Below are 22,250 nucleotides of genomic sequence, written 5' to 3' on the forward strand. Positions count from 1 at the left end.
TCAGCACAAAGCATTCCCCCATCATTGTCAAGTGCATCAGCTTGATGCTTGGTGGGAAGAGCATGGGACATTCCGTCCCCATTCCTACCCCTACGGGTATATAGTATGTGCTTCATGCATAAATGTCAATACATCATGACAGAGCGCATTCCTCAATTTCAAACCCTAGATCTTCAATCAATCCCCAGTCTGCGGTATGGGCCTGGCCTTCTGTGGTTAAATAATCGCCGATGAAGATCGAGTTGGCTGCATATAATCCCAGCGGCTGCAAGGAGCGCAGATTCACTTCACGTCCGCCAGCAATCCGAATCTCCTTCGTGGGGTTAACAAACCGCATCATCGCAAGAATCTTCAAACACATCATCGGCGTCAATTCCTTGCGTCCTTCAAGCGGAGTGCCCTCAATCGCATTCAGAAAATTGCAAGGAATCGAATCCGCTCCAAGCGATTTCAGAGCAAACGCAATTTCCACCCGTTCTTCCAGGCTCTCGCCCATTCCGAAGATGGCTCCGGAACATGGGGACATTCCGGAAGAGCTTGCCTGCTTCACGGTATCTAACCGGTCATCGTATGTATGCGTGGTCGTAATCTGCTCATAGTTATCTTTGGAAGTATTCAGATTATGGTTATATCGGTGCACGCCGGCATCGGCGAGCTTACGCGCATGGTCCTCATTCAAAAAACCCAGACAACAGCACACCTTCAGCTGTGTCGTTTGTGTAATCTCCTTCACCGCTGCGACTACATGATCAATCTCCCGATTGGTAGGACGACGACCGGAGGCAACGATGCAATAGGTTCCCGCCTTTCGGCGAACCGACTCACGCGCGCCTTCCAGAATTTTGTCTTTGGTCAGCCATGCGTATTTATCAATAGGTGCTTCCGACACGATGGATTGGGAGCAGTATCCGCAATCTTCAGGACACAGCCCGGATTTGGCGTTTACAATCATGTTGAGCTTGACCTTATTCCCGTAATACTCGCGGCGGATGCGATAGGCGGCCTGCATAACCGTCAGCAGTTCTTGATCCTCGCTGTTCAGAATTCCCATAGCCTCAATCGGCGTAATATCATGCCCTTGCACAACATGATCAGCCAGCGTCGCCCAATCATAATGGGTTTGAGTCGTCATATCTTCCTTCACCCTCTCCGTTTTATTGTCAACCATTTTTATTAATAATCAAGTTAACAATATGGGTAATAATAGCATAGATGACGAAACTGAGGCAATCCTCAATCGCAGCTTTACAAGAAAAAAAAGGACTGCTTCATCTATGCCTGCGTCAGGCAGGCTTGATGAAACAATCCTCTTCCTCGTTAACCACTCATTGGCTTTACGGCGCCCGTTTGGGCAGCATTTTCACGTATTCATCGGACATTTTCATCAGCTGCAATATATAGTCATAATCGCTGCGATACTGCGTGATGTCCGTTACGGGCTCGAGCGTCTTTAAGGAAACCGCCGTGCCGTCCTCAAACCCGTCCCCTGGCACAAACAGAATGTCGTTATTAAAGAAGGAACCCGTCGGCAAATAATATCTCATCCCGATTACATTGCGGTCCACATTCAGCAGGTCATGCCCAAATGCGTTAAAGCCTTCATCGTCAAGCGATACGCCTAAAAGATTTGCGACGGTTGGCAGAATATCGACCTGACCCCCTACCTGCTCGATGACCTTTCCTTCCTTCATGCCGGGTACATGAATGACAAGCGGGATGTTAAATCGGCTGACCCGCTCATGGTAAGGAATACCTAGCGTGGACGAGATCATATCGGCGTCGGCTTCTGCCGGATTGATGCCGAAGTGATCTCCGTACACAACCAGTACGGTATCATCCCACAACCCGTTCTGCTTCAGACGGTCAACCAGTGTTCCGAGTGCATAATCAGAATAATTCACCGACTTCAGGTAATTCCCCAGATGGGTCCCTTCCAGCTCAGCCGGCAGGGTGATCTTTGCAAATTCATCCTTCACATGGTATGGAGAATGGTTGGATACCGTGATGTAGTGGGCATAGGTAGGCTTGTTCTGCTGTTGATTCTCCAGCAGCTTGTCCACGCCTACACGGAACAGCTCTTCATCGGAAGGTCCGAATTCATTGAAGTTATCATTCGTGAAGTACGGCTTGTCGTAATAATGTTGAAAATCAAGGGCCGGGTACATCTTGCTCCGATCCCAGAACTTCACATCATTCACGTGGAATGTCGTCGTAACATAACCGTGCTTGTTCAAGAGCCGCGGCAGACCCGGCAGCTCTTTATGTCCGAACCCGGTGGACATCGCCACCGTTCCGGTTGGATAAATCGATGTATTGACCGCAAACTCAGCATCCGACGTGTTGCCTTGTCCAATCTGTTGGAAGACATGCGGGAAATACAGACCGTCATCCGCAAGCTGGTTCATCACCGGTGTCAGCTCCTGGCCATTCAGGGATTGACCAACCGGAAAATTCTGCAGCGATTCCATCTGAACGATGATCAGATTTTTGCCTGTGGCAGCGCCGAAGTAATCCGGCTTGTCCTTAGCTTCCTTAACGTAAGGATAGGTCGCCAGCAGCTGCTGGGACCGCAGAATGGTGTCTTGCAGACTCCCTTCGGCCAGCGCACGATTCTCCTGCGAATTCCGGATCACGGCGGAAACCTGATAATTCATGAATCCCATTTGCTCCGCTCGCACGATTTCATTCTCAATTCCCCATTCTTTGCGCATGATGAGTCCGGACAGAACACCCGCAATGACCAGTACAACCGTCATGGATATACGCCACTTCATTCCAGGCCTGCGCGAATAGGATGCGGAATAGCTGGAACGGACTCCGCCGAAATGCAATCCTCTTTGGGAGTGCGAACGAATTTTTCGAATCGCCCATATGACCAGTAGAACGAACACATCCAGGAAGAAAAGAAAGTGCTCCGGCTCTAACAAAGCCGTAATGCTGGCTCTCACCTGGTTTACTTGACCGATACCCGCAAGCGCGGTATACGTCGGTATGGACCCAAAATGAACGTTATAAACAGCGGACGCAAACATGATGAAAGATAATACGACATTTAGGATCACATAGACCATCTTTTTCCCTCTTACCGGCAGGATCAGCTCCAGAAAGCTAATCAGGGCCATCAGAGATAGCGCATCGGTAAGCACCTTACCCCATGCGACCCCATTAAACAGAAACACTCTTAGAAGGATCAACTTCAATAAGAGCGTCAAAAAAACGAGTATGCATAATTTCAACCTTTGTTCAAGGTAGCGTTCCATTTTCCATTCCCTCTTCTGTGTAAAAATAATGTTAAATTGCAGCTTCCATTATAACAGGAATGTAAACGTCAATCTAATCTGCCCATTCCTTCGCGCCCCCTGTCAATTGTCCAATGCATGATCCTTCCGTATCACGTAGGATAAAGCATCCCAATCAAAAGGCTGGAGGGTTTAAGACATGAAGATGGTTGTAACCGGCGGAGCAGGCTTTATCGGCTCCCATCTGGTGAATGGACTTGTTAATCAAGGCTATGAAGTCCATGTGATTGATAACCTGACAACCGGAGATCCAGGTCGCCTTCACAGCGAGGCGATTTTACATGTAGCCGATGTAAACAGTCAGCAGACCACGTCGTATATCTCCGCGCTGAAGCCGGACGTCGTGTTCCACTTGGCCGCACAGGCTGATGTCCAGCGGTCGATCCAGGAGCCTCGGCTTGATGCGGATGCGAATGTGATGGGCACCATCAATATACTTGAAGCTTGCCGTAAGGCAGGGGTCCGTAAGATTGTGTTTGCTTCGACGTCAGGCGTATATGGAGATCTGGAGAAATCTCAGCTGACGGAGGATGATCCGGTTAATCCGATCTCCTTCTATGCACTATCCAAGGTGGCAGGTGAGCAATATATCCGTTTATACCACCGCTTCTTCGGCCTGCAGTACACCATTCTTCGTTATGGGAATGTCTACGGTCCGGGTCAGACGGCGAAGGGAGAAGGCGGTGTTGTGGCGGTGTTTGGTGACCGCCTGCGTCAAGGGGCTCCGTTTCATATATACGGGGATGGCGAGCAAACCCGGGACTTCATTTATGTCAAGGATGTGGTTGAAGCGAACCTCGCCTCCATCCAACACGGGGATGAGTGCGTTCTTCATGTTAGCACCGGCACCGGCCATACCGTCAATTCCCTCGTCGATCTCATCAGCAGGCTGCATCCTGACCGCATTGATGTCAACTATCTGCCTGCGAAGAACGGTGATATTCTGCACAGCTGTCTGAATAATGAGAGAACCCGGGCATTCCTGAAGTGGAGCCCATTATTTAGCCTGGAGGAAGGAGTGGAAGAAACCTACCGCCACTGGCTTCGCACATCCTAGTTAGCCAATGAACGGTAGGTGACAACAGAAAACAGCCTTGTTCCTCGTTCATCTCAAGGAATAAGGCTGTTTTGTTATACGTACTGAATGTTAAAACCATGGGATTACAACCCTATCGATTGAAGCAGGCCGGCAAAATTCATCGCATAGATATGTGGATTGAAATTGTGCTCGACATGTCTCATCGCCTTGCTCCGAATTTGTTCACGCAGATCCGAATCCCTCATGAGTTCAAGCGCTTCGTTAACGGCATGGTGTACGTTCCCGAGCACGTAGAACTTGCCTGTGGAATTGTGGTACACCGAGGTAGATACCCCATCCGAATCGGTTGTCAGCACCGGGCAGCGGCAGCTCATCGCCTCCAGAACGGCATAAGGCGCTCCCTCTACCTTGGAGGTGCAGCACAGAAACCCGCCGGAATCACCGATAACCGAATAGTAGTAAGGCATCTCTGCATTGGGCACATTGGATCGAAGGGTTAACCGGTCCAACAGATCCAACTCATGAATGAGTGCGAGGAACTGTTCCCTTTCTGCCGGCTGGCTGAGCTCAATATCCTCGAACATCCACATTTGCAGATCAGGAACATGCTCCTTAAGCGCATGACCGATATGAAGAAATTCACGCCAATTCTTGTTATCCTCAATCCGCCCGAGCCATGCCATGACCGGGCTGTCTGGGGAACTCGGATAATGACTGTATGTGAACTCCTGACTGTCAAAGCAATTGTTGAAATGAAATTGAGGCTTATGAGGATACAGTTGCTGGAATAGAGCGGCAATATGAGGGGTATTGGGATTCAGCAGCGCGTCAGCATACTGGTTCACATACGGCGCTGCCTGTGTAAGCTGCGCATGAGCCACACTCTTTGGTCCATAGCCTTGAATCTCCAGCACGAATTTCCCTTTAAAACCGAGCATTCGAAACCGCGGAAAACTGGCGTGATCCGTCGTAACGACGATGACGTCAAAATTATTCGAATCCAAGATGTGCTTGATCTCGATGTCATTGCGGGTTACGTAGATGGGGAAGTCCGCAGCATTCTGCATGCCCGACCCCCACTTATAATACAGACAATGCGCCTCAATCCCGGCAAGTCGCAGTGCACGGCATCGCTGTCTGTTTAATGTTTCGACCCCACCGCTCGGCACATAGTAGACGAACAGCACCTTCATGTCGCACACCTCCCGTTATTCGATAACTTGAAAATCAGAATGTGAGTAGACGGCCACAAGCTGTCCTTCGTTCTTGGCATGCACGGTTACCAATGTGGAGTACGAGTAATTAATATTGGTCACGAGCAGCAGGCTGAACGCAATATTATGATTCATGATATTGGGCACAAACACCGTGGAACCGACCCCTACATGTACTAGGCCGACATGGTAAACTCCTTGGGGGTGATATCCATGCACGAGGACATCAAATACATCAGGCCCCGCATTCGTAATGGTGAGGTCCACGGACTGGATATACCGCGCGTCAATGTTACCGTATTCCACTGCATCTAAACGAAAGATGGACATTTCATTCCCTCCTGGCTATGGCAGCTTCATTAATATCAGGATATGTAACTACCGCTGTGCCGGTAAGGGCATATCCATAGTGACGAACATCCAAATGCGTGTGACTTGATCCCCGGTCCAAGCCGCTTCTTTCCGATTCGCATTTAATATGATGAAGAATAATTTCGATTGGAAAGGTTGGTGACCATCGTGATGACTCTGCAGGATCTGAAGGGACCCTATTCTGCCATTTTCAGCTTGGGGATAAACTGTTTGCCCGCCATGGAACTGAGGGCACATGGACTGCGTAATATGGCTGGACCTCTCGATTGGATGGGTACCCCAGTACTTCCTAATGTTACAAGATTGCTTCGCAACCGATTTCAAGGGATGCTATCCTATCCTAACCTAACGACAATTGACAAGGCTAATGATGAGCTCTATAACGTGTGGGATCGGGAATATGATCTATATATGAACCATGATTTTTATATACACAGCAACTTCCCGCCTCACCTTGCAGCCTATCCGGAAGTCAAAGCTAAATATGATCGAAGAATTTTAAGGTTCTTGCACAAAGTAGAAAGCGGAGGACGTATTCTCTTTATCCGAACCGATTCCAATTATGAAGATATCAAAGAGCTTGCTGTAACACTGGAGCAGCTAGTCACAGGTCCATTCCATCTCCTCGTTGTTAACCATTTGCCGGTTCCGGAGCTTGAATTGCAGGACTGGAAGCTAAAGCATGTATGCGTAGTCAACATGCCGAATCAGGACGTTTGGTATAGCAACCGCCATCGTTGGTCTTTTATCTTTGATGGAATGTGGCTGATCTAACCTGACATATTTCACTTCATGAAAAAACAATGATCAAAACAAAATGGCCGGGCAAGAATCTCATCTTGACCGGCCATTCATCCTTAAATATTCGTGACAGATTCGTCTGGCAGCTTATATTCTTTAGGAAGCGATTGAAATATCCGGTTCCATATTACATAGTCGACAACAAGCTCCGGAGTTGACACCTGATTCACAAATAGTCGGTTATATAAATCACTCATAACCGCAAATCCTTGCTGCTGGTTCATATCTCCACTCCCCTTTAAGAAGAAGATTTTTGCGAAATGGCGCTGTTATATATGGCTAGAAGTCGTTCAATCATCAGGTCCATGGACCAGTGATTGATGGCAAACGCCTTTGCGTTCTGACCAAGGAACTTACGGTACTCATCATTTCCCAAAAGCGCGTTTAATTGCTGAGCTGTGCTCAGGGCATCTTCCACTGGCACAAGCAGCCCGGTATAGCCATGCGTGACCATTTCAGGCAAACCTCCTGCTGTCGACACAACAGAAGGCAATCCTGCCATTTGCGCCTCCATTACGGAGAACGGCTGATTATCCTGAATACAGGTGTGTACAAAGATGTCAGCCTGGGCGAGCAGCCCCGGAACGTTGCTTCGCTCGCCTAAAAAAAACACATCTTGTTGCAATGAGGCATGTATGCACTGCTCCTCCAGTTGTCTCCGCATACTCCCATCCCCTACAATCCAGCACACCCAATCACTGCGCATCTGCTTTAATATGGCTAATGCGGACAGAAGCACGTGGATTCCCTTAACATATACCAGCCTGGCAGGACAAATGATCACTTTTTTTCCATACGGCCGAAACACCGAACTTCCTTGGTTAAACTTTGCTTGGAATCCGGCAGCATCCAGCCCATATTGGAAAACGGCTACTCGATAACTAGGCACGCCAAATTCCCCGACCAGAATATTTTTGGACCACTGGTTCGCAGCAATCGTTATATCTGAAGACATGGCAGCATGATATTCAAGTGCAGGAAAGTATCGCCATGCCGGACTTCGTTCGTCTACGCCTTCGGAGGGATTCTTGCGAAAGTGGTCCATCATTTCTCGAGCTACGGAGCCATGGACATGGGAAATAAGCGGGGTACGCTTTGGTTTTACTCTGCTTAAGGAACGAGTGGAGAATATATCCTGGGTATGGATAATATCATACTGATTCAGCCCGAAATAAGATGCTGCAAGCTCCAAGCAGTACCGGTCCATCTCATAAGAGCGTAAGGCAAAATGTTGATTTAGTCCCGGTGCGGTTTGCTTAGTGAGTTTGGTTTCTAGCATGGGCAGCAATACGTCCTTTGAAAGTTCCTTTCCTCGATTAACAATATGGATTTTCTTGTAATCGGGACTGTTTCCAAGCATATCCACTTCATGTCCAAGCCGCTCCAAATGATTTTTAAGCTGCTCCATGAAGTGCCAAACCCCGCCGACGTGAGGGATTAACCAATGGGTTGCTAGCAGTATTTTCATGGTATCCCCCATTAACCGCCGTGCTGAAGTGCGTAATGCTCAAGCACATGGCGGTAATTATTTTTGACCATTTCATATTCCCGAACAATGGTTGCTTGGTGGCGGATCGTTCCCATTTGAGAATGCTCCCGGTACATGGTCAGTATATCCGGCAAAAATCCAAATTGGGCTCCGTTCAAGAGCAAACGAATCCAGAGATCGTAATCATGGGTATAAGTAAGCTGTTGATTAAACAGACCTACCCGGTGCAGCCAGTCTTTCTTCGCAATCACCGTACAACCATTAATTGGGCTGAAATGGATAAACTGACGACATAAATCTGCTGTACTTGCCATAGGAATCCCGCCATAAGGTTTCGTGATTCGGTTGTGCTCATCGATAACACAAAAACCGGTATACGTGACATCGAGTCCCCTGCTCAGCATAAACGACATCTGCCGTTCAATCTTTTGAGGGACAAAACGATCGTCCGAACTGAGCCAGGCAATATATTCACCGGAAGCATGCAGAATGCCATGATTCAAGGCGCTGGCCGTTCCGCCATTACTCTTGCCCATATAGTAGACTCTGTTCATGTAAGGTGTAATAAGATTGGAATTTTGGGTTGACCCATCATCTACCACAATGATTTCTACGGCAGGGTACGTTTGGTGTACCGCACTTTCCAATGCTTGCTGTATATACTGGCAGTTATAGAAAGGTATGACTATCGTAACCGTCGGCATCATCCCCTGTCTCCTCCTTCTGCCTATCTTGATATATGATCTCAATACATATCATGGGTTAGTACACCATATGCAGTGCTTACGCATTCCGAAAGGGACCCCTGTCCCCTGACATATGACCAAATAACAGGCAGAAGGCATATAAAAGGACAACCATAGGAACAGCTTTTGTAACATCGTGCGCCCTGCTCCCTGTAGGCACGTGCATGGTTCAGGCATGCTGGCATTTCTGTCAACCCTAACAAAAACAAGCTGTCCTCCCGCTTGTCAGCTGGGAGAACAGCTTATGCATCATGCGACATTTAATTAGAAAAACAAGCGGAGCCCCACCAAAGTCAGGATCCCGACGATGACGGTGGCAAACAGGCTTTTCGTGAGAAAAGCGGTTAGGAATGCAGGCACGGCCGCAATCAATTCGAGTGAATGCCCCCCTGGATCTATACGTCCATCCGATAGGAGCAGCTCTTGGGCTAGCAGTGCTCCCATGACAGCAATCGGTACATGATTGAGCCACCGGATCATCATCTCCGGGATGCGGAGCTTGCTCAGGATCATAAGCGGCAGGACCCTGGGAATGAGGGTTACGACAGCACAACCGATAATCAGTATGGCGATAGGCCATCTTATTTCCATCGTTCGATCACCATCCCTGCTGTGGCCGCAGCCATAATCGCGACAATCACCGCCGCGCTTCCCGGCATAATCGTACTGACAGCTACCACAGAAACGGCGGCAATCATAACCACCATGAAGTCGAGTTTATACTTCTTCCGGCTGATCCATTGCAGAGCCAGCAATCCGATAAACATCCCCGGCAAAGCAAAATCAAGGCCAAACTTCTCCGGCTCCGGAATCCACTCCCCGACTAATCCGCCCGCTATGTTGGCTGCACACCAGAACAGATATGCCGTGATATTCAGACCGACCATCCATTTATAGCCGAGTCTCTTTTGCTCGGTGGCCTTAGCTGCCGCAACGCCAAACGTCTCGTCGGTTAACAGGGAGCCGATGAAGAAGCTTTTTCCCGAGGACAGCCCTTTAAAGTACGGGGCAATCGCGGCGCTTAACAGCAGATGCCTGGCATTCACGAAAAATATCGTAACAATAATCGATAAGACCGGGCTTGCAGCGGCTACCATCCCTGCGGCTATGAATTGCCCGGAGCCCGCATAGAGCAGCAGCGAAATGAGTGCGATTTCGAGCAGGCTGAAACCTGCGGTACGCTCGACGACGCCTGCCGCAAAACCGATGCTCAGGTAACCCAGCAGGGTTGGAATACAATCTTTGAAGCCTTGAAGATAGGAGTTTCCCTTGGGCCCCTCAAGACTAGTGGGAAGCCTTTCTGACTTGGTGCTCATCTGTATTTGATTCCTCTCTCACTCTACAATTCTATTTTTAATTACTATGAATTCTTCCTGCACGATTGTCAACGCTGTTACACCATTTTCCCATCAAAAAAAGCGTCCCGGGAATGCTGCTCATTCGCCAAGAACGCTTCTTCATTCGGTTTATTTGGCTGCTTAAGGCTTCAAGATGACTTTGATACAGCCATCCTTCCGCTCATTGAAGATGTCGTAGCCATGGGCAGCCTTCTCCATCGGGAGCCGGTGTGTGATGATATCCGAAGGGTCTACAGTCCCTTCTTTCAACATTTGATAAAGATGCGGGATGTAATGAATGACGGGTGCCAGCCCCATTTTTAACGTGATATTGCGTTCGAACAGCTCCCCTAGCGGGAACGCATTATAAACAAGCCCATATACGCCGGTTAACTGGATGGTCCCGTATTTGCGAACCATATTCACAGCCATGCGGAAAGCACCCAAGGAGCCCCCCTGAAGCTTTAGCATGCTTCCCAGCATCTCAATGCCGGTCCGTTTGGCATCCAGGCCCACACAATCGATGACAACATCGGCACCGCCCTTGGTAATCTCTCGAATATAATCCTCGATCTCGGGTATCTTCTCGAAATTGTAGGTTTCCACGTGATTGGTCCGTTTCGCATGCGCCAGCCTGTAATCCACATGATCAATCGCAATCACCCGCTTCGCGCCTTTCATCCAGGCAAACTTCTGCGTTAACAATCCTATCGGACCGCACCCCAGGACCACCACGACACCGCCGGGCTTAACCCCTCCGTTCTCCACGCTCCATATGGCTGTGGGCAGCGCATCGGACAGCATGAGCAGCTTCTCATCTTCCATCTCGGCATCCTCAGGAATGACAAAGGGCATGTAATTACCGTAAGGTACCCGCAGCAGCTCCGCCTGCGCGCCTTGAAAGCCACCGTACGCGTCGCTGTATCCAAAAAAACCACCGGTATTCTTGCCTTCATTCGCATAATCGCATTGGCTCTCCATTTGATTCTGGCAGAAGACGCACGTTCCGCAAGAAACGATGAAAGGAATAATCACACGGTCGCCCGCTTTGACCCTGCTTACTTCCGGACCTGCATCCACAACGATTCCCATCGGCTCATGGCCGATAATGTAATCATCGTTAAGCGGCTTTAGCTCGCCGTTATATAAATGCAGATCAGATCCGCAGATGGCCGTGGTGGTGACTCGAATCAGGACATCGTCGCTTGCCGAAGAACGGCGTCTTTCATTTCCTTCACTTGGATCCGATGTCTGCCTTGATAAGTGACTGCTTTCACGTACGAAACCCCTTTTCATATCAATATCCATTTTTGTAAGGATTTGTATTTTTAGGATCAGTGTACGCCATTTCAATCAGAACTACTCCGGCAGGGCAAAAAAATAAAGCGACATTCACCCCAGCGCTTCGGGTTGAATGTCGACAGGCTGCTTTCTCGGTTTCCCGACCTTCAAGAATAATACCAGCCCTAACAGCACAAGCGCTCCCCCTGCCGCCTGCAGGGAATTCATCGACTCATTCAACAGGAGAAAGGCCAGTAAACTCGCTCCAACCGGCTCTCCGAGAACGCTCATCGATACGGTGGAGGCTGTGGCATACTTCATCAGCCAGTTAAATAACAGATGGCCGAATACCGTTGGCACGACAGCCAATAAGGCAAATATCCCCCACTCACGTCCGGAATACCCCGTCATGGGAATGTTCATTCCCACGTTGTACACCGCCAATACGGATGCTGCCACCGCAAAGACAAGCCAGCTGTACAGGAATGACGGCAAACGCCGTAGCAGCAATTGACCCAGCAGCATATGGACGGCGACCGCAGCCGTTCCCATCAAAGACATGATATCACCGGTCAAATGCCCTTTGCTCCCACTGAGCCCACTGCTTCCAATGAGAAGGAATACGCCGAGAAAGGCGATGGCCATGCCTCCGATTGCTGCCAGCGATGTTTTCTCCTTAAACCAAAAGTAAGCACCCATCATCACGAATACCGGCTGAAGGGCAAGGATAATCGTGGAGCTGGCTACGCTTGTCCATTTCAAGGAGCCCATCCATAACAAAAAGTGCAGGGCCAGCATCGCTCCGGATAGAAGGAGCAGCAGCAGTTCAGAACGCTTCAGCGATTTGATAGCCGGCACATATTTACCCGCGAAGGGCAGCATGATCAGGAACGTGATCACCAGTCTATACATCGCCTGGATGGAAACGGGGCTGCTGGACCATTTTACAAAAATCGAGGAAAAAGAAATAGCGATGATGCCGATAAATAGAGGAATAAATACGGGAATCGGTGCTCGGTTCGAATTCATGATGGTTAAATGATTCACCTTTCGTGTTATATTAGAGAATGATTTCAAAATTAAAACATTCGGAAAAGGATAATTGGCATGAAAAAGAAAGACCTTCGAAACCAAATGACCCCTCCCAAATTTCTGGCGATCGGCTTTGCGTCGATTACACTGATCGGGACATTCCTGCTTAAACTTCCCATCGCTACTGCGGACGGGACTTCTACCCCGATTGTAGATGCTCTCTTCACAGCGGTTTCCGCCATCAGTGTAACGGGTTTAACCGTTGTGGACACAGGGACTCATTGGTCCATATTTGGACAAATTGTCATGCTCATGCTCGTTCAGCTTGGCGGGTTGGGCTTTATGACCTCAGCCACCTGGATTGCATTGATGTTCAATCGCAGAATCTCGCTTCGGGAGCGCATGATCCTTCAAGAAGCGATGGGTCAATACCAAATTCAAGGCATCGTGGATCTCATCCGGAGAGTGCTGGTCTACACGCTGATCATCGAAGGCGCAGGGGCCTTGCTGCTGACGTTCAGGTTCTCTGCGATTATGCCGCTTTCGGATGCAGCTTACTTCGGCATATTCCAAAGCATCTCCATATTCAACAATGCAGGCTTTGACCTCTTTGGTCAAATTCACGGACCTTTCTCAGGGTTTGCAACCTATGTAGCGGATCCTGTTGTCAATATCATTCTCATGTTTTTGATCTTCCTTGGGGGAATTGGCTTCATCGTCATCTTTGATCTTATCGAATATCCGAAGTGCAGGAAACTGTCGCTTCACTCCAAGGTTGTATTAACCGTGACTTCACTGTTAATCGTAATCGGGGCTGTCATGATCTTTATTCTGGAGCACAGCAATCCCAAAACACTAGGCCCGCTCTCATACCCGGTAAAAATCATGGCGTCCTTATTCCAATCGATCACTCCGCGTTCCGGTGGCGTCAGCACCTTGGACATCGCGAGTCTGGAGCAATCCTCCCAGTTTTTCATGATTCTCCTCATGTTCATCGGGGCAGCGCCCGGATCGACTGGAGGGGGCATTAAGGTGACCACCTTCGCCGTGCTCATTGGTGCCGTCGTCACGATGATCCAGGGTAAACGCGATGTGGTTCTCTATCGCAATCGAATTTCCCAAGCCCTGGTTTATCGTTCCATTACGCTGACGATACTATCGTTGCTGCTATTGGTGGGAGCTTCCATGTTTCTGTCCGTTACGGAATCGGGTGAATTCTTAAGAATTCTGTTCGAAGCCGTATCCGCGTTTGGTACAGCCGGGCTATCGATGGGACTTACAACCGAGCTGTCCGGGGTTGGCAAGGTCACCATTGCCCTGCTCATGTTCCTTGGCCGGTTGGGTCCGCTAACCCTTGCGTACGCGCTTAGCCGCAAGAATAATAAAGAACTATACCGCCATCCGGAAGGTCGAATTACGATTGGTTAACTTGTTATTCTCCCATGTCGGCACATATAAGAAAAACATCTATCGACGCACTTTCACAGAGGACAGACCCCGTTTAGAGGATGTTTTTCCAGCGATTATCGAATTTGTTCACCTTCGCTGAAAACTTATACATGCTTCAATCTTAAACAAACCGTACGCTTCCCTTCCACGGGAGGTGCACGGTTTGTTTTCATTGGAATACATTTTGGATTGGTCTCTTATTCCCCGAACTCACTCGCATCGATGGCTGCATCCAGCAAATCATCAAACAACTCGTTGTCGGCCTCAATCCGCTCGTCAATCTGAAGAAACTGCTCCTCGATTCCCGGCTCGCCGGCGAAGTTCAGGCTGTAGTCCCAATCCCGGCCATTCTTGCTCAGGAAGGTGATCTCGTAGGCTGATGCATGTCCATCTATAGAAAATACGGTATATCCTACGAACTGATCGCTATCATCCCGCTTCATATCCGCACGCTCGATTCGGACTTCTGACACGTTTCCACGCTCCTTCATTACGTTGTAAAGCACTCACAAGACTCAGTATATCACTTTTCTTGGCAGCTGATTATTGTTTTTCTTATACGGCAAGATCTAGTATAATATGGGTTGGTAAATTAAATTGCATTGGAGGGTACCAAATGTCCGATTTCCATACATACTTGGACAAATATGCCGAGTTGGCTGTAAAGGTTGGAGTTAACATACAGGAAGGACAAACCTTAGTGGTTCATGCTCCTGTCGATTCTGCCGAGTTCACTCGCTTGATTGCCAAAAAGGCATATGAAGCGGGTGCCCGCCTGGTTAAGATCCTGTGGACCGACGAAACGATAACAAGACTACAATTCGAAAAAGCTGCGGATGACGTCTTTACCGAAGCGCCGAAATGGTATGCCGGCGAAATGACGGAATTGGTGGAGAACGGCGCAGCCATTCTGCACGTGCTTGCCGAAAATCCCGATTTGCTCAGCGGCATTGATTCCGAGCGTATCGGAAACTTCTACAAAGCGCGCGGTGAAGCATTGAAGACATATCGCGCCTATCAACAATCCGACAAGTTTAGCTGGTGTCTGATCGCTGTGCCTTCAGCAGCTTGGGCTGCCAAGGTATTCCCGGATGTGCCGGAATCCGAACAAGTCGGCAAATTGTGGGATGCTATCTTCCACACCGTACGTGTGGATCAGGATAACCCGGTTGAAGCGTGGAACAAGCACCTCGAAGTGCTTGAAGCAAAATCCTCCGTGCTGAACGCAAAAAAATACAAGAAACTCCACTATATCGCACCGGGAACCGATCTTACCATCGAGCTGCCGGAAGGGCATATTTGGGCGCAAGGCGACAGCATCAACGAGCGCGGGCATGCCTTTGTGGCGAACATGCCGACAGAAGAAGTATTTACCGCTCCTCTCAAAACAGGAGTCAACGGAACCGTACACAGTACGAAGCCTTTGAGTTATGCCGGAAACATCGTGAACAACTTCTCCCTTACTTTTGAAGAAGGTAAAGTGGTCAGCTTCACGGCAGAGCAAGGCTATGAAACACTTGAGCGTCTTCTGAACATGGACGAAGGTGCCCGTTACCTTGGAGAGGTGGCGCTGGTGCCGCACCAATCCCCGATCTCGGAGTCAAACATCCTGTATTACAATACGTTGTTTGACGAGAATGCTTCCAACCACCTTGCACTTGGCAGCGCTTATGCTTTCTGCTTGGAAGGCGGAAAAGAAATGAATCAGGAGCAGTTGATTCAGAACGGCCTCAATACGAGTGTAACCCATGTCGATTTCATGATCGGCTCCGGCGAAATGGATATTTACGGAGTAACGGCAGATGGCCAGGAAGAACCGGTATTCCTGAAAGGAAACTGGGCATTTTAAGAAACGATACAGTATCAGCAGCTATTTCTTATGAAGTAGCTGCTTTCTTGAACTTTTCCGGCCTTTAATTGACCTGAGGTTGATTTACAATCCGAAAAATGGTGCGATAATCAAGAAAGCGAACGAAGATACTTAAAATGCATGTTCAAAAAGTCGGCTGTCAGCACCGAAGCTTATGCTTCGCTTCCTGATCATCTACCTCGTGATCAAAAGACAACTTTTTGAACAACCTCTTAAAGGTAGCATAAAAGAAATGGAGGGTCTGTCATGTCCAGCTTTGAGCAAAAATTGGAACGCTACGCGGAGCTTGCCGTCAAGGTGGGTGCCAATGTACAGCCAGGACAAACGCTGGTAGTTAACGCGATGATCGATGCTGCACCGTTGGTACGTCTTATCGTGAAGAAAGCTTATGAAACGGGCGCCAAGCAAGTTAAGGTGAACTACAGTGATGAGGTTGTGAACCGGATTCGGTACGATCTGGCACCAGATGAGGCTTTTCTGGAGCCGCCGACATATTATGCGGAGGAAGTAACCGAGCTTGCCGAGCAAGGGGCTGCTTTCTTGACGATTCTCTCCTCGAACCCTGACCTGCTTAAAGGCGTTGATCCGGAGCGTATATCCAATTATCAACGTACATATGGCGCAGCCATGGCGAAATACCGGCAATATCAGCAAGCCGATAAAATGAGCTGGACCGGCATTGCCTACCCTTCTCCTGATTGGGCTGCCAAGGTGTTCCCTGACGTTCCGGCCGAGCAGCAGGTGAACAACATGTGGGACGCAATTTTTCACGCGGTTCGCGCGGATCTCGAAGATCCCATTGGTGCATGGGAAGAGCATATTACGACCCTTCAGCACAAATCGGATGAGCTCAATGCCAAGAAATATCATAAGCTCCGCTTCACATCACCGGGAACGGATCTTACGATCGAGCTTCCGGAGGGGCATATTTGGGCCCAGGCGGGCAGCCACAACGAGAAAGGCGAGCGTTTCGTTGCCAACATTCCGACGGAAGAAGTATTCACCGCTCCTCTCAAAACCGGCGTGAACGGCACGGTACGCAGCACGAAGCCTTTAAGCTACGGCGGTAACATCATCGACAATTTCTCGATCACGTTCGAGAATGGCCGCATCGTCGATTTCTCCGCGGAACAAGGCGAAGATACCTTAACACGCCTCATTTCCATGGATGAAGGCTCGCATTATCTGGGCGAGGTTGCTCTTGTGCCATATCGCTCCCCGATATCGGAAAGCGGCATCTTGTATTACAACACGCTGTTTGACGAAAATGCCTCCTGTCACCTGGCTATCGGCAGCGCGTATGCTTTTAACCTTGAAGGCGGCAAGACCATGACGTCCGAACAGCTTCAAGCAAGCGGTCTGAACACCAGCATTACCCACGTCGATTTCATGATGGGCTCCAAGGAGCTTAATATTACCGGAATCACGCATGATGGCACGGAGGAACCCGTATTCATCAACGGGAATTGGGCGTAAACCGCTGCCATTCCGTTATGTGCGTGACAAACACATCGCAATGTGATCGAAACTATACAACAGAGCAGTCTTTTAATCAGAGGCTGCTCTGTTTTTTTTTCGATTAATACCAATAGATTGCCGAGCATAGGATGAAGAGATGGACGCATGTCTAAGAATTGCCTTTTTAACTCATAAGCTAAAGCGCTTCAAACACATAACTTCCTACAGTTAAACCCTTTTCCCGCAAACCGTCTTCAGAGCCGGCTGTTATTAGAATTAATAGGGCTTTTTCACCCGATATGTTGTAAAATGATGAGAGAAATAGGATGGTTACACCAGAGAGGGGATTATCGCGTGTCCAACCGATTACAGCTCCTCCTTGCAGCAGATTTCGCTGATCTGAGCGAACCTATTCAGGAAGAAATCTATTATGAATTTTATGATCTCGTTTATGGGCAGATACTGTATGTCGTACGGGATCATGCTGCTGTTGAGGATATCATTCAGGAGTCCTTTATAAAAGTGATTACAAGTAAGCCGAATTTTGAAACCGAAAGCAAGATGCGGGGATGGCTCCGTGTCGTTGCCAAAAACTCAACCATGAATTATTTAAGAAAAAATAAAAAATACCGTAACCAAGTGGATGTCGAGAGTGTTTTTATTAATGAAGAGGACGTGGTAGTTTCTTCCACGAACGTAGAACATCAGGTGGAGTCGAATATGCTGGAGGAATCCATCGAGCATTACCTCGACCAATTGAAGCCTGAATACAAGCTATTGATTGAGTACCGTTGGAAGCATAGTCTAACGTACAGGGAAATCGCAGAGCTGCTGAATACTCGCGAAGAGATCGTGAAGCAGCGCTTGTTCCGAGCCAGAGAATCCGTAAAAAAAATGCTGTATAGAGAGTGGGGTGAATTGGATGAGCAACGAAAAATACGATGATTGGTTTGATGAGGCCTTTGACGAAGCCTTTGATCGTGCAGCCTCACGTTCCTCACTCCCTACTGACAACGAATCCAAACGTCAATCCTGGCAGCAGGTCAAGCTGCAAGTCGAGAAGATAAACACTCGGAAACAGCGCAAACGCAGATTTCAGTTAGCCGGCGTCATCGCAGCTTCCATGCTCTTTGGTGCGTTGATATTCTCTCCATCCTCTGTAACTCAAGCGGTAACACCGGTTTATCAGGAAATCAAGGATTGGGGAAATGGTGTGGTGACTCAAATTTTCGGCATGCGAGAGCCTGTCGATAAGAGCAAGGCATTAACTGCTCCCCCACCGGAACAAACAGTAGAGCCGGAAGAAGAGTATGTACCGCCGGCTGAATTAGTGGACACCGAATATATTCCTTTCACAGATACCGATGAATCTTTGACAGAGTCGCAAAAACGTGCCGTATTTAAAATACCAAAAGTCAATTATCTTCCGGAGGACTACAAATTCCATGAGGCTACCGCATTAACAACCGATGAAACTGCCGTTTTTGACGAGCTCCATCTTCATTATAAAAATTCGGACGAAAAGTTTTTCCATATTGATCTTATCGGGATGCAACTTGGCAAAATGATCAATCTCAATGGAGATATCAATAAGACTGTTGTTCTTGATTCCGGAGCGAAAGCCTATCTAACCGAGAATAATCTTCGCTTCTTATATGATAATGATCAAGTGGTTGTATCCATCAGCGGATTCTTCACAGAAGAAGAATTCATAAAAATTGCAAACAGCATACAATGATTTTGAGATGATCTTAAAAAGAACAGACCGGATTTTCATTCATGCACCGTAAAAGGTCGAAGACAGGCTCAAGTTGAGTGCTGGGTCTTCGACCTTTTTGCTCCATGGTTGCCCACATCAACAGTTAGCGGGCCAGCGATGGGTGGGACACGTCCTACATGGAGCGTCTTTCAGCGCAAAAAAAGGAAGTGCCCCGCAAGATCTACGATCTTTCGGGACACCCCCTTCATAAATCCATATTCGTATTATAATTCCACCAATACCGAGCTCGTGTAATAAGTCCCTTCTTCATATGTACCGCTCTCATTGACCCAGTGAACTGTCTTGGCCCGATAATAATAACCTGCCTGTACGTTGAACGTTTTGCTTCCGCTCAGAGAGGTCTTATTCGTTCCGTTATCGTATGCAGCTCCCGCATCAACCCAAGCGGAGCCCGTCCAGCGTTGAATAACATAATTGATTCCCAGAGAATCTACAGCTTGGGAAGCACTGGTAGTACCGTTTATCCCTACTTGAGTGCTGCTTACTTTCCCTATCGAAGAAAAATAATTCATCAAATATTTATTGGCTAAAATGTTGAGAGAAGAATTCAGATTCATTTCAACCGGAGGCGGTGTCGTTAAGGCGCCGGGTGCAATGTCTGGTGCGGAATCCGCGTAAGCCCCTCCTGCCAGAGACAAACTTAATAGAACACTGACTGCAAGTGCTGAAGCTATACGTTTAGGACTGCGTACTTTCGACATAACATCACCTTTCTTTCAATATAATAGGAACATCCATATTTTAACACGCAGTAACAGAACAAAAGTATCTAATTCTTCATGGTTTGATATATTTTTTGAAACTTTTCTGCAAGCAAAAAGAAGTAGCGGCATAATATGTCGCTACTTCTTCTAATATCCAGTTTACGCGCCTGCTTCTTCCTGAATCAGCTGCTGCTGCTGCCTGATCAGACGAATCCGCGAGATCCGTTTATTCTCGGTTTCCTCAATCACAAAGCGATAATCCTCATACATGACAGATTGACCTTTGTGCGGGAGCAGCACCTCAAGACGTGAGGACAGCCATCCACCGATAGTATCATAATCCTCTGTATCCACATTCAGACCAAATTGGTCATTAATTTCATCGATCAGCATCAATCCATCAATGGAGTATTCATCCTCCCCCACCTTTTCAATGCCCGGACGCTCTTCGTCAAACTCATCTTGAATTTCACCGACGATTTCTTCCATAATGTCTTCCAGGGTTACGAGTCCTGAAGTCCCGCCGTATTCATCAATAAGAATGGCAATTTGTGTCTTGCTCCGCTGCATTCTTCGCAGCAAATCACTGATCTTGATCGACTCAGGAACAGCAATGATCGGGCGAATCAAGGAAAGCTGGTCACGAACGAATCCGCGCATCAGATCTTTAATGTGAATAAAGCCAATGATATGATCCTTGTCTTCGTCACAGATCGGATAACGGGTTCGCATCCCCTCGCTTGCGATCTTCAGATTTTCTTCCAATGAAAGATTGTTGTATAAACAGATCATTTCTGTTCGGGGGATCATGATCTCCCTTGCCGTCGTATCGGCAAATTCAAAAATGTTGTCTACCAATACCATATCCGTGCTATCCATCAGGCCGCTCTCACTGCTCTCTTTCATCATATCCCGCAGTTCTTCCTCGGTATGAACATTCCGTTCAACCACCGGTTGCATCCGGAATAGGCGGAGAACGTTATTGGAGAGCCCATTCGCAAACCAGATAAACGGGAACATGATGGTGTAAAATACCCGCAGTGGGCCTGCTGACAGCAGCGTAATTTGTTCCGCTTTACGAACAGCCACCGTCTTGGGCGCCAATGCACCAAATACAATGTGCATGAGTGCAATCAGGATGAAGGCTAATACCAAAGACACGGCATGAACGGCTGTATTACTCCAGCCTATGCCATGAAACCAAGGCGTAATCATAGCGGATATCGTTCTTTCGCCGATCCATCCGAGTCCAATGGACACGATGGTAATACCAAACTGGCATGCGGATATATATCCGTCCAGATTTTGCAGTATGTTCTGCGCAAATTTTGCACGTCTATGTCCTTCTTCGACCAGAGCGTCAATACGGCTGCTTTTGACTTTAACGAAAGCTAATTCAGCCGATACAAAAAATCCATTTAACAGGACGAGAATCAATACCAAGGTTAAACTTATCAAACTCGGTAAGGGGTCACTCAATCGATCTCCTACCCGCCATACAGCATGCTATGACGAATAGGAACACCTCCTTCGGTTATTAAAAATGTGTGGTGCCATCAAGCATAACAACGTGTTCGGACTACGCATCAACTTCCCAATGGTCTCATCTCCTTATCTTATTCCGACTTAGGCAAGCTATATAAGTAATTATATAGTACTACGATACACAGTCAAACGTTGTCTTATGACATTAATCAGCGTTGTTATAAGCTTTAATTTGATTCTCAGCCGTTAGCACTCGTTTTTCGATGAATTGATATATTCTATGAATAAACATTCAAAATGTTAATAGAATACTATGTATTCAGACATCCGGGCGGAAAAAATTCGCATGACATTGAATATTTGCCATTTGAAACATAATGAAATAACCCCCGTCTACGCTTAAGTAAACGAAGGTTATTATGCTGATGCTGCTAGAAGTTATCTTCCTGTCGGAGGCGGGTTGCCGATAACGCCTGGATATTGATATTGAAGCGGCTCGTCGAACACGACATAATCCAGATTTACCATCAGCAGGATGATACGGCGTCCTGTCGACCGTTCGCTAATTATGATATGATCGCGCCCAGCGGCTTCCACCACGCCTGTGAACACCTTGGCATTCCATTGTGAATTGTTTTCATATGTCATGTAGAAGGTTCCCTGTTTACCCAGATTCAGTCGAAGAATATTCTCAACGTAAGATTGCTCGAATTGCGGGGCCGGAACAACGGTGCCTCCTGGAGTCATTGGGCTTCCGCTAGGTACCTGCGGTGGAACGTTCGCCATATAACCAGCCGTCCCGCGGCTCGGCACTCCCGGATAGCGGACTCCATTCATGAAGTTCACAGGTGGCACACCTTGATTGTACATAAGTAATTTCCTCCTTTAATTTAT

21 protein-coding genes and 1 pseudogene are annotated in these 22,250 nt (G+C 48.0%); 7 read left to right on the forward strand and 15 right to left on the reverse strand.

What is annotated here, in order from left to right; translation table 11 throughout:
* Window positions 1-133 precede the first annotated feature (133 nt).
* Both bioB and ACETK5_RS15350 read right to left on the reverse strand, forming a co-directional pair.
* Window positions 134-1,132: a biotin synthase BioB gene (bioB, locus tag ACETK5_RS15345; RefSeq protein ID WP_100536568.1), complete on the reverse strand. Its 999-nt coding sequence runs from the start codon at window positions 1,130-1,132 to the stop codon at window positions 134-136.
* Between the two features lie 202 nt (window positions 1,133-1,334).
* Window positions 1,335-3,260 carry an LTA synthase family protein gene (locus ACETK5_RS15350; protein WP_394056609.1) on the reverse strand — a complete coding sequence of 642 codons (1,926 nt, stop codon included), beginning with the start codon at window positions 3,258-3,260 and terminating at the stop codon, window positions 1,335-1,337.
* 178 nt (window positions 3,261-3,438) lie between these two features.
* Here ACETK5_RS15350 and ACETK5_RS15355 point away from each other — a divergent pair, with 178 nt between their 5' ends.
* Window positions 3,439-4,356, forward strand: coding sequence for an NAD-dependent epimerase/dehydratase family protein (locus tag ACETK5_RS15355; RefSeq protein WP_394056611.1), 918 nt, complete (start codon window positions 3,439-3,441; stop codon window positions 4,354-4,356).
* A 104-nt stretch (window positions 4,357-4,460) separates the two neighbouring features.
* Here ACETK5_RS15355 and ACETK5_RS15360 read toward each other — a convergent pair whose 3' ends face one another.
* Entirely contained in the window at window positions 4,461-5,531 is a 1,071-nt protein-coding gene (locus ACETK5_RS15360; RefSeq protein WP_100536565.1) for a glycosyltransferase family 4 protein, read from the reverse strand.
* A 15-nt stretch (window positions 5,532-5,546) separates the two neighbouring features.
* Window positions 5,547-5,882 carry a hypothetical protein gene (locus tag ACETK5_RS15365; RefSeq protein ID WP_100536564.1) on the reverse strand — a complete coding sequence of 112 codons (336 nt, stop codon included), beginning with the start codon at window positions 5,880-5,882 and terminating at the stop codon, window positions 5,547-5,549.
* A gap of 192 nt (window positions 5,883-6,074) precedes the next feature.
* Here ACETK5_RS15365 and ACETK5_RS15370 point away from each other — a divergent pair, with 192 nt between their 5' ends.
* Window positions 6,075-6,698, forward strand: a complete 624-nt coding sequence (locus ACETK5_RS15370) for a DUF1796 family putative cysteine peptidase (RefSeq protein WP_243390848.1) — start codon at window positions 6,075-6,077, stop codon at window positions 6,696-6,698.
* An 83-nt stretch (window positions 6,699-6,781) separates the two neighbouring features.
* Here the strand turns inward: ACETK5_RS15370 and ACETK5_RS15375 are convergent, their stop codons facing one another.
* From ACETK5_RS15375 to ACETK5_RS15405, 7 genes and pseudogenes are all read right to left on the reverse strand, one after another.
* On the reverse strand, window positions 6,782-6,949 hold the full coding sequence (locus tag ACETK5_RS15375) for a hypothetical protein (RefSeq protein WP_165789609.1): 168 nt from the start codon (window positions 6,947-6,949) through the stop codon (window positions 6,782-6,784).
* A gap of 14 nt (window positions 6,950-6,963) precedes the next feature.
* Window positions 6,964-8,193, reverse strand: coding sequence for a glycosyltransferase family 4 protein (locus ACETK5_RS15380; protein ID WP_100536563.1), 1,230 nt, complete (start codon window positions 8,191-8,193; stop codon window positions 6,964-6,966).
* A gap of 11 nt (window positions 8,194-8,204) precedes the next feature.
* On the reverse strand, window positions 8,205-8,921 hold the full coding sequence (locus ACETK5_RS15385) for a glycosyltransferase family 2 protein (RefSeq protein ID WP_326112730.1): 717 nt from the start codon (window positions 8,919-8,921) through the stop codon (window positions 8,205-8,207).
* A 303-nt stretch (window positions 8,922-9,224) separates the two neighbouring features.
* Window positions 9,225-9,551 (reverse strand): AzlD domain-containing protein, encoded by a 327-nt coding sequence (locus tag ACETK5_RS15390; RefSeq protein ID WP_100536561.1) that lies wholly within the window; start codon window positions 9,549-9,551, stop codon window positions 9,225-9,227.
* On the reverse strand, window positions 9,542-10,276 hold the full coding sequence (locus ACETK5_RS15395; RefSeq protein WP_326112733.1) for an AzlC family ABC transporter permease: 735 nt from the start codon (window positions 10,274-10,276) through the stop codon (window positions 9,542-9,544). The genes ACETK5_RS15390 and ACETK5_RS15395 overlap by 10 nt, the downstream gene beginning before the upstream one ends.
* Before the next feature lie 162 nt (window positions 10,277-10,438).
* Window positions 10,439-11,574: pseudogene (locus ACETK5_RS15400) on the reverse strand (alcohol dehydrogenase catalytic domain-containing protein).
* Window positions 11,575-11,689: 115 nt separating this feature from the next.
* On the reverse strand, window positions 11,690-12,607 hold the full coding sequence (locus tag ACETK5_RS15405) for a DMT family transporter (RefSeq protein ID WP_100536558.1): 918 nt from the start codon (window positions 12,605-12,607) through the stop codon (window positions 11,690-11,692).
* A 78-nt stretch (window positions 12,608-12,685) separates the two neighbouring features.
* Between ACETK5_RS15405 and ACETK5_RS15410 the strand changes: the two genes are divergently transcribed.
* Complete coding sequence (locus ACETK5_RS15410; RefSeq protein WP_326112739.1) at window positions 12,686-14,038, forward strand: TrkH family potassium uptake protein; 1,353 nt, start codon at window positions 12,686-12,688, stop codon at window positions 14,036-14,038.
* Window positions 14,039-14,256: 218 nt separating this feature from the next.
* On the opposite strand, the gene ACETK5_RS15415 is transcribed toward ACETK5_RS15410, so the two are convergent.
* Window positions 14,257-14,532: a hypothetical protein gene (locus ACETK5_RS15415; protein ID WP_071224350.1), complete on the reverse strand. Its 276-nt coding sequence runs from the start codon at window positions 14,530-14,532 to the stop codon at window positions 14,257-14,259.
* Between the two features lie 143 nt (window positions 14,533-14,675).
* Between ACETK5_RS15415 and ACETK5_RS15420 the strand changes: the two genes are divergently transcribed.
* The 4 genes from ACETK5_RS15420 (at window position 14,676) to ACETK5_RS15435 (ending at window position 19,125) form a co-directional block, all read left to right on the forward strand.
* Complete coding sequence (locus ACETK5_RS15420; protein WP_326112740.1) at window positions 14,676-15,908, forward strand: aminopeptidase; 1,233 nt, start codon at window positions 14,676-14,678, stop codon at window positions 15,906-15,908.
* Between the two features lie 267 nt (window positions 15,909-16,175).
* Window positions 16,176-17,405, forward strand: coding sequence for an aminopeptidase (locus ACETK5_RS15425; protein WP_100536555.1), 1,230 nt, complete (start codon window positions 16,176-16,178; stop codon window positions 17,403-17,405).
* A 336-nt stretch (window positions 17,406-17,741) separates the two neighbouring features.
* A complete protein-coding gene (locus tag ACETK5_RS15430; protein WP_100536554.1) occupies window positions 17,742-18,332 on the forward strand; it encodes an RNA polymerase sigma factor in 591 nt (196 codons plus the stop codon).
* Window positions 18,310-19,125 (forward strand): DUF4367 domain-containing protein, encoded by an 816-nt coding sequence (locus tag ACETK5_RS15435; RefSeq protein WP_100536553.1) that lies wholly within the window; start codon window positions 18,310-18,312, stop codon window positions 19,123-19,125. Before ACETK5_RS15430 ends, ACETK5_RS15435 begins: the two co-directional genes overlap by 23 nt.
* Window positions 19,126-19,370: 245 nt before the next feature.
* Here ACETK5_RS15435 and ACETK5_RS15440 read toward each other — a convergent pair whose 3' ends face one another.
* The 3 genes from ACETK5_RS15440 to gerQ form a co-directional block, all read right to left on the reverse strand.
* Entirely contained in the window at window positions 19,371-19,868 is a 498-nt protein-coding gene (locus ACETK5_RS15440; protein WP_100536552.1) for a hypothetical protein, read from the reverse strand.
* A 162-nt stretch (window positions 19,869-20,030) separates the two neighbouring features.
* Window positions 20,031-21,350, reverse strand: coding sequence for a hemolysin family protein (locus ACETK5_RS15445; RefSeq protein WP_100536551.1), 1,320 nt, complete (start codon window positions 21,348-21,350; stop codon window positions 20,031-20,033).
* A 444-nt stretch (window positions 21,351-21,794) separates the two neighbouring features.
* Window positions 21,795-22,193 (reverse strand): spore coat protein GerQ, encoded by a 399-nt coding sequence (gerQ, locus tag ACETK5_RS15450; protein ID WP_243390847.1) that lies wholly within the window; start codon window positions 22,191-22,193, stop codon window positions 21,795-21,797.
* Window positions 22,194-22,250 lie beyond the last annotated feature (57 nt).

The organism is Paenibacillus ilasis, from assembly GCF_043195395.1.
In the GTDB taxonomy this organism is placed as follows: domain Bacteria; phylum Bacillota; class Bacilli; order Paenibacillales; family Paenibacillaceae; genus Paenibacillus_AQ; species Paenibacillus_AQ lautus.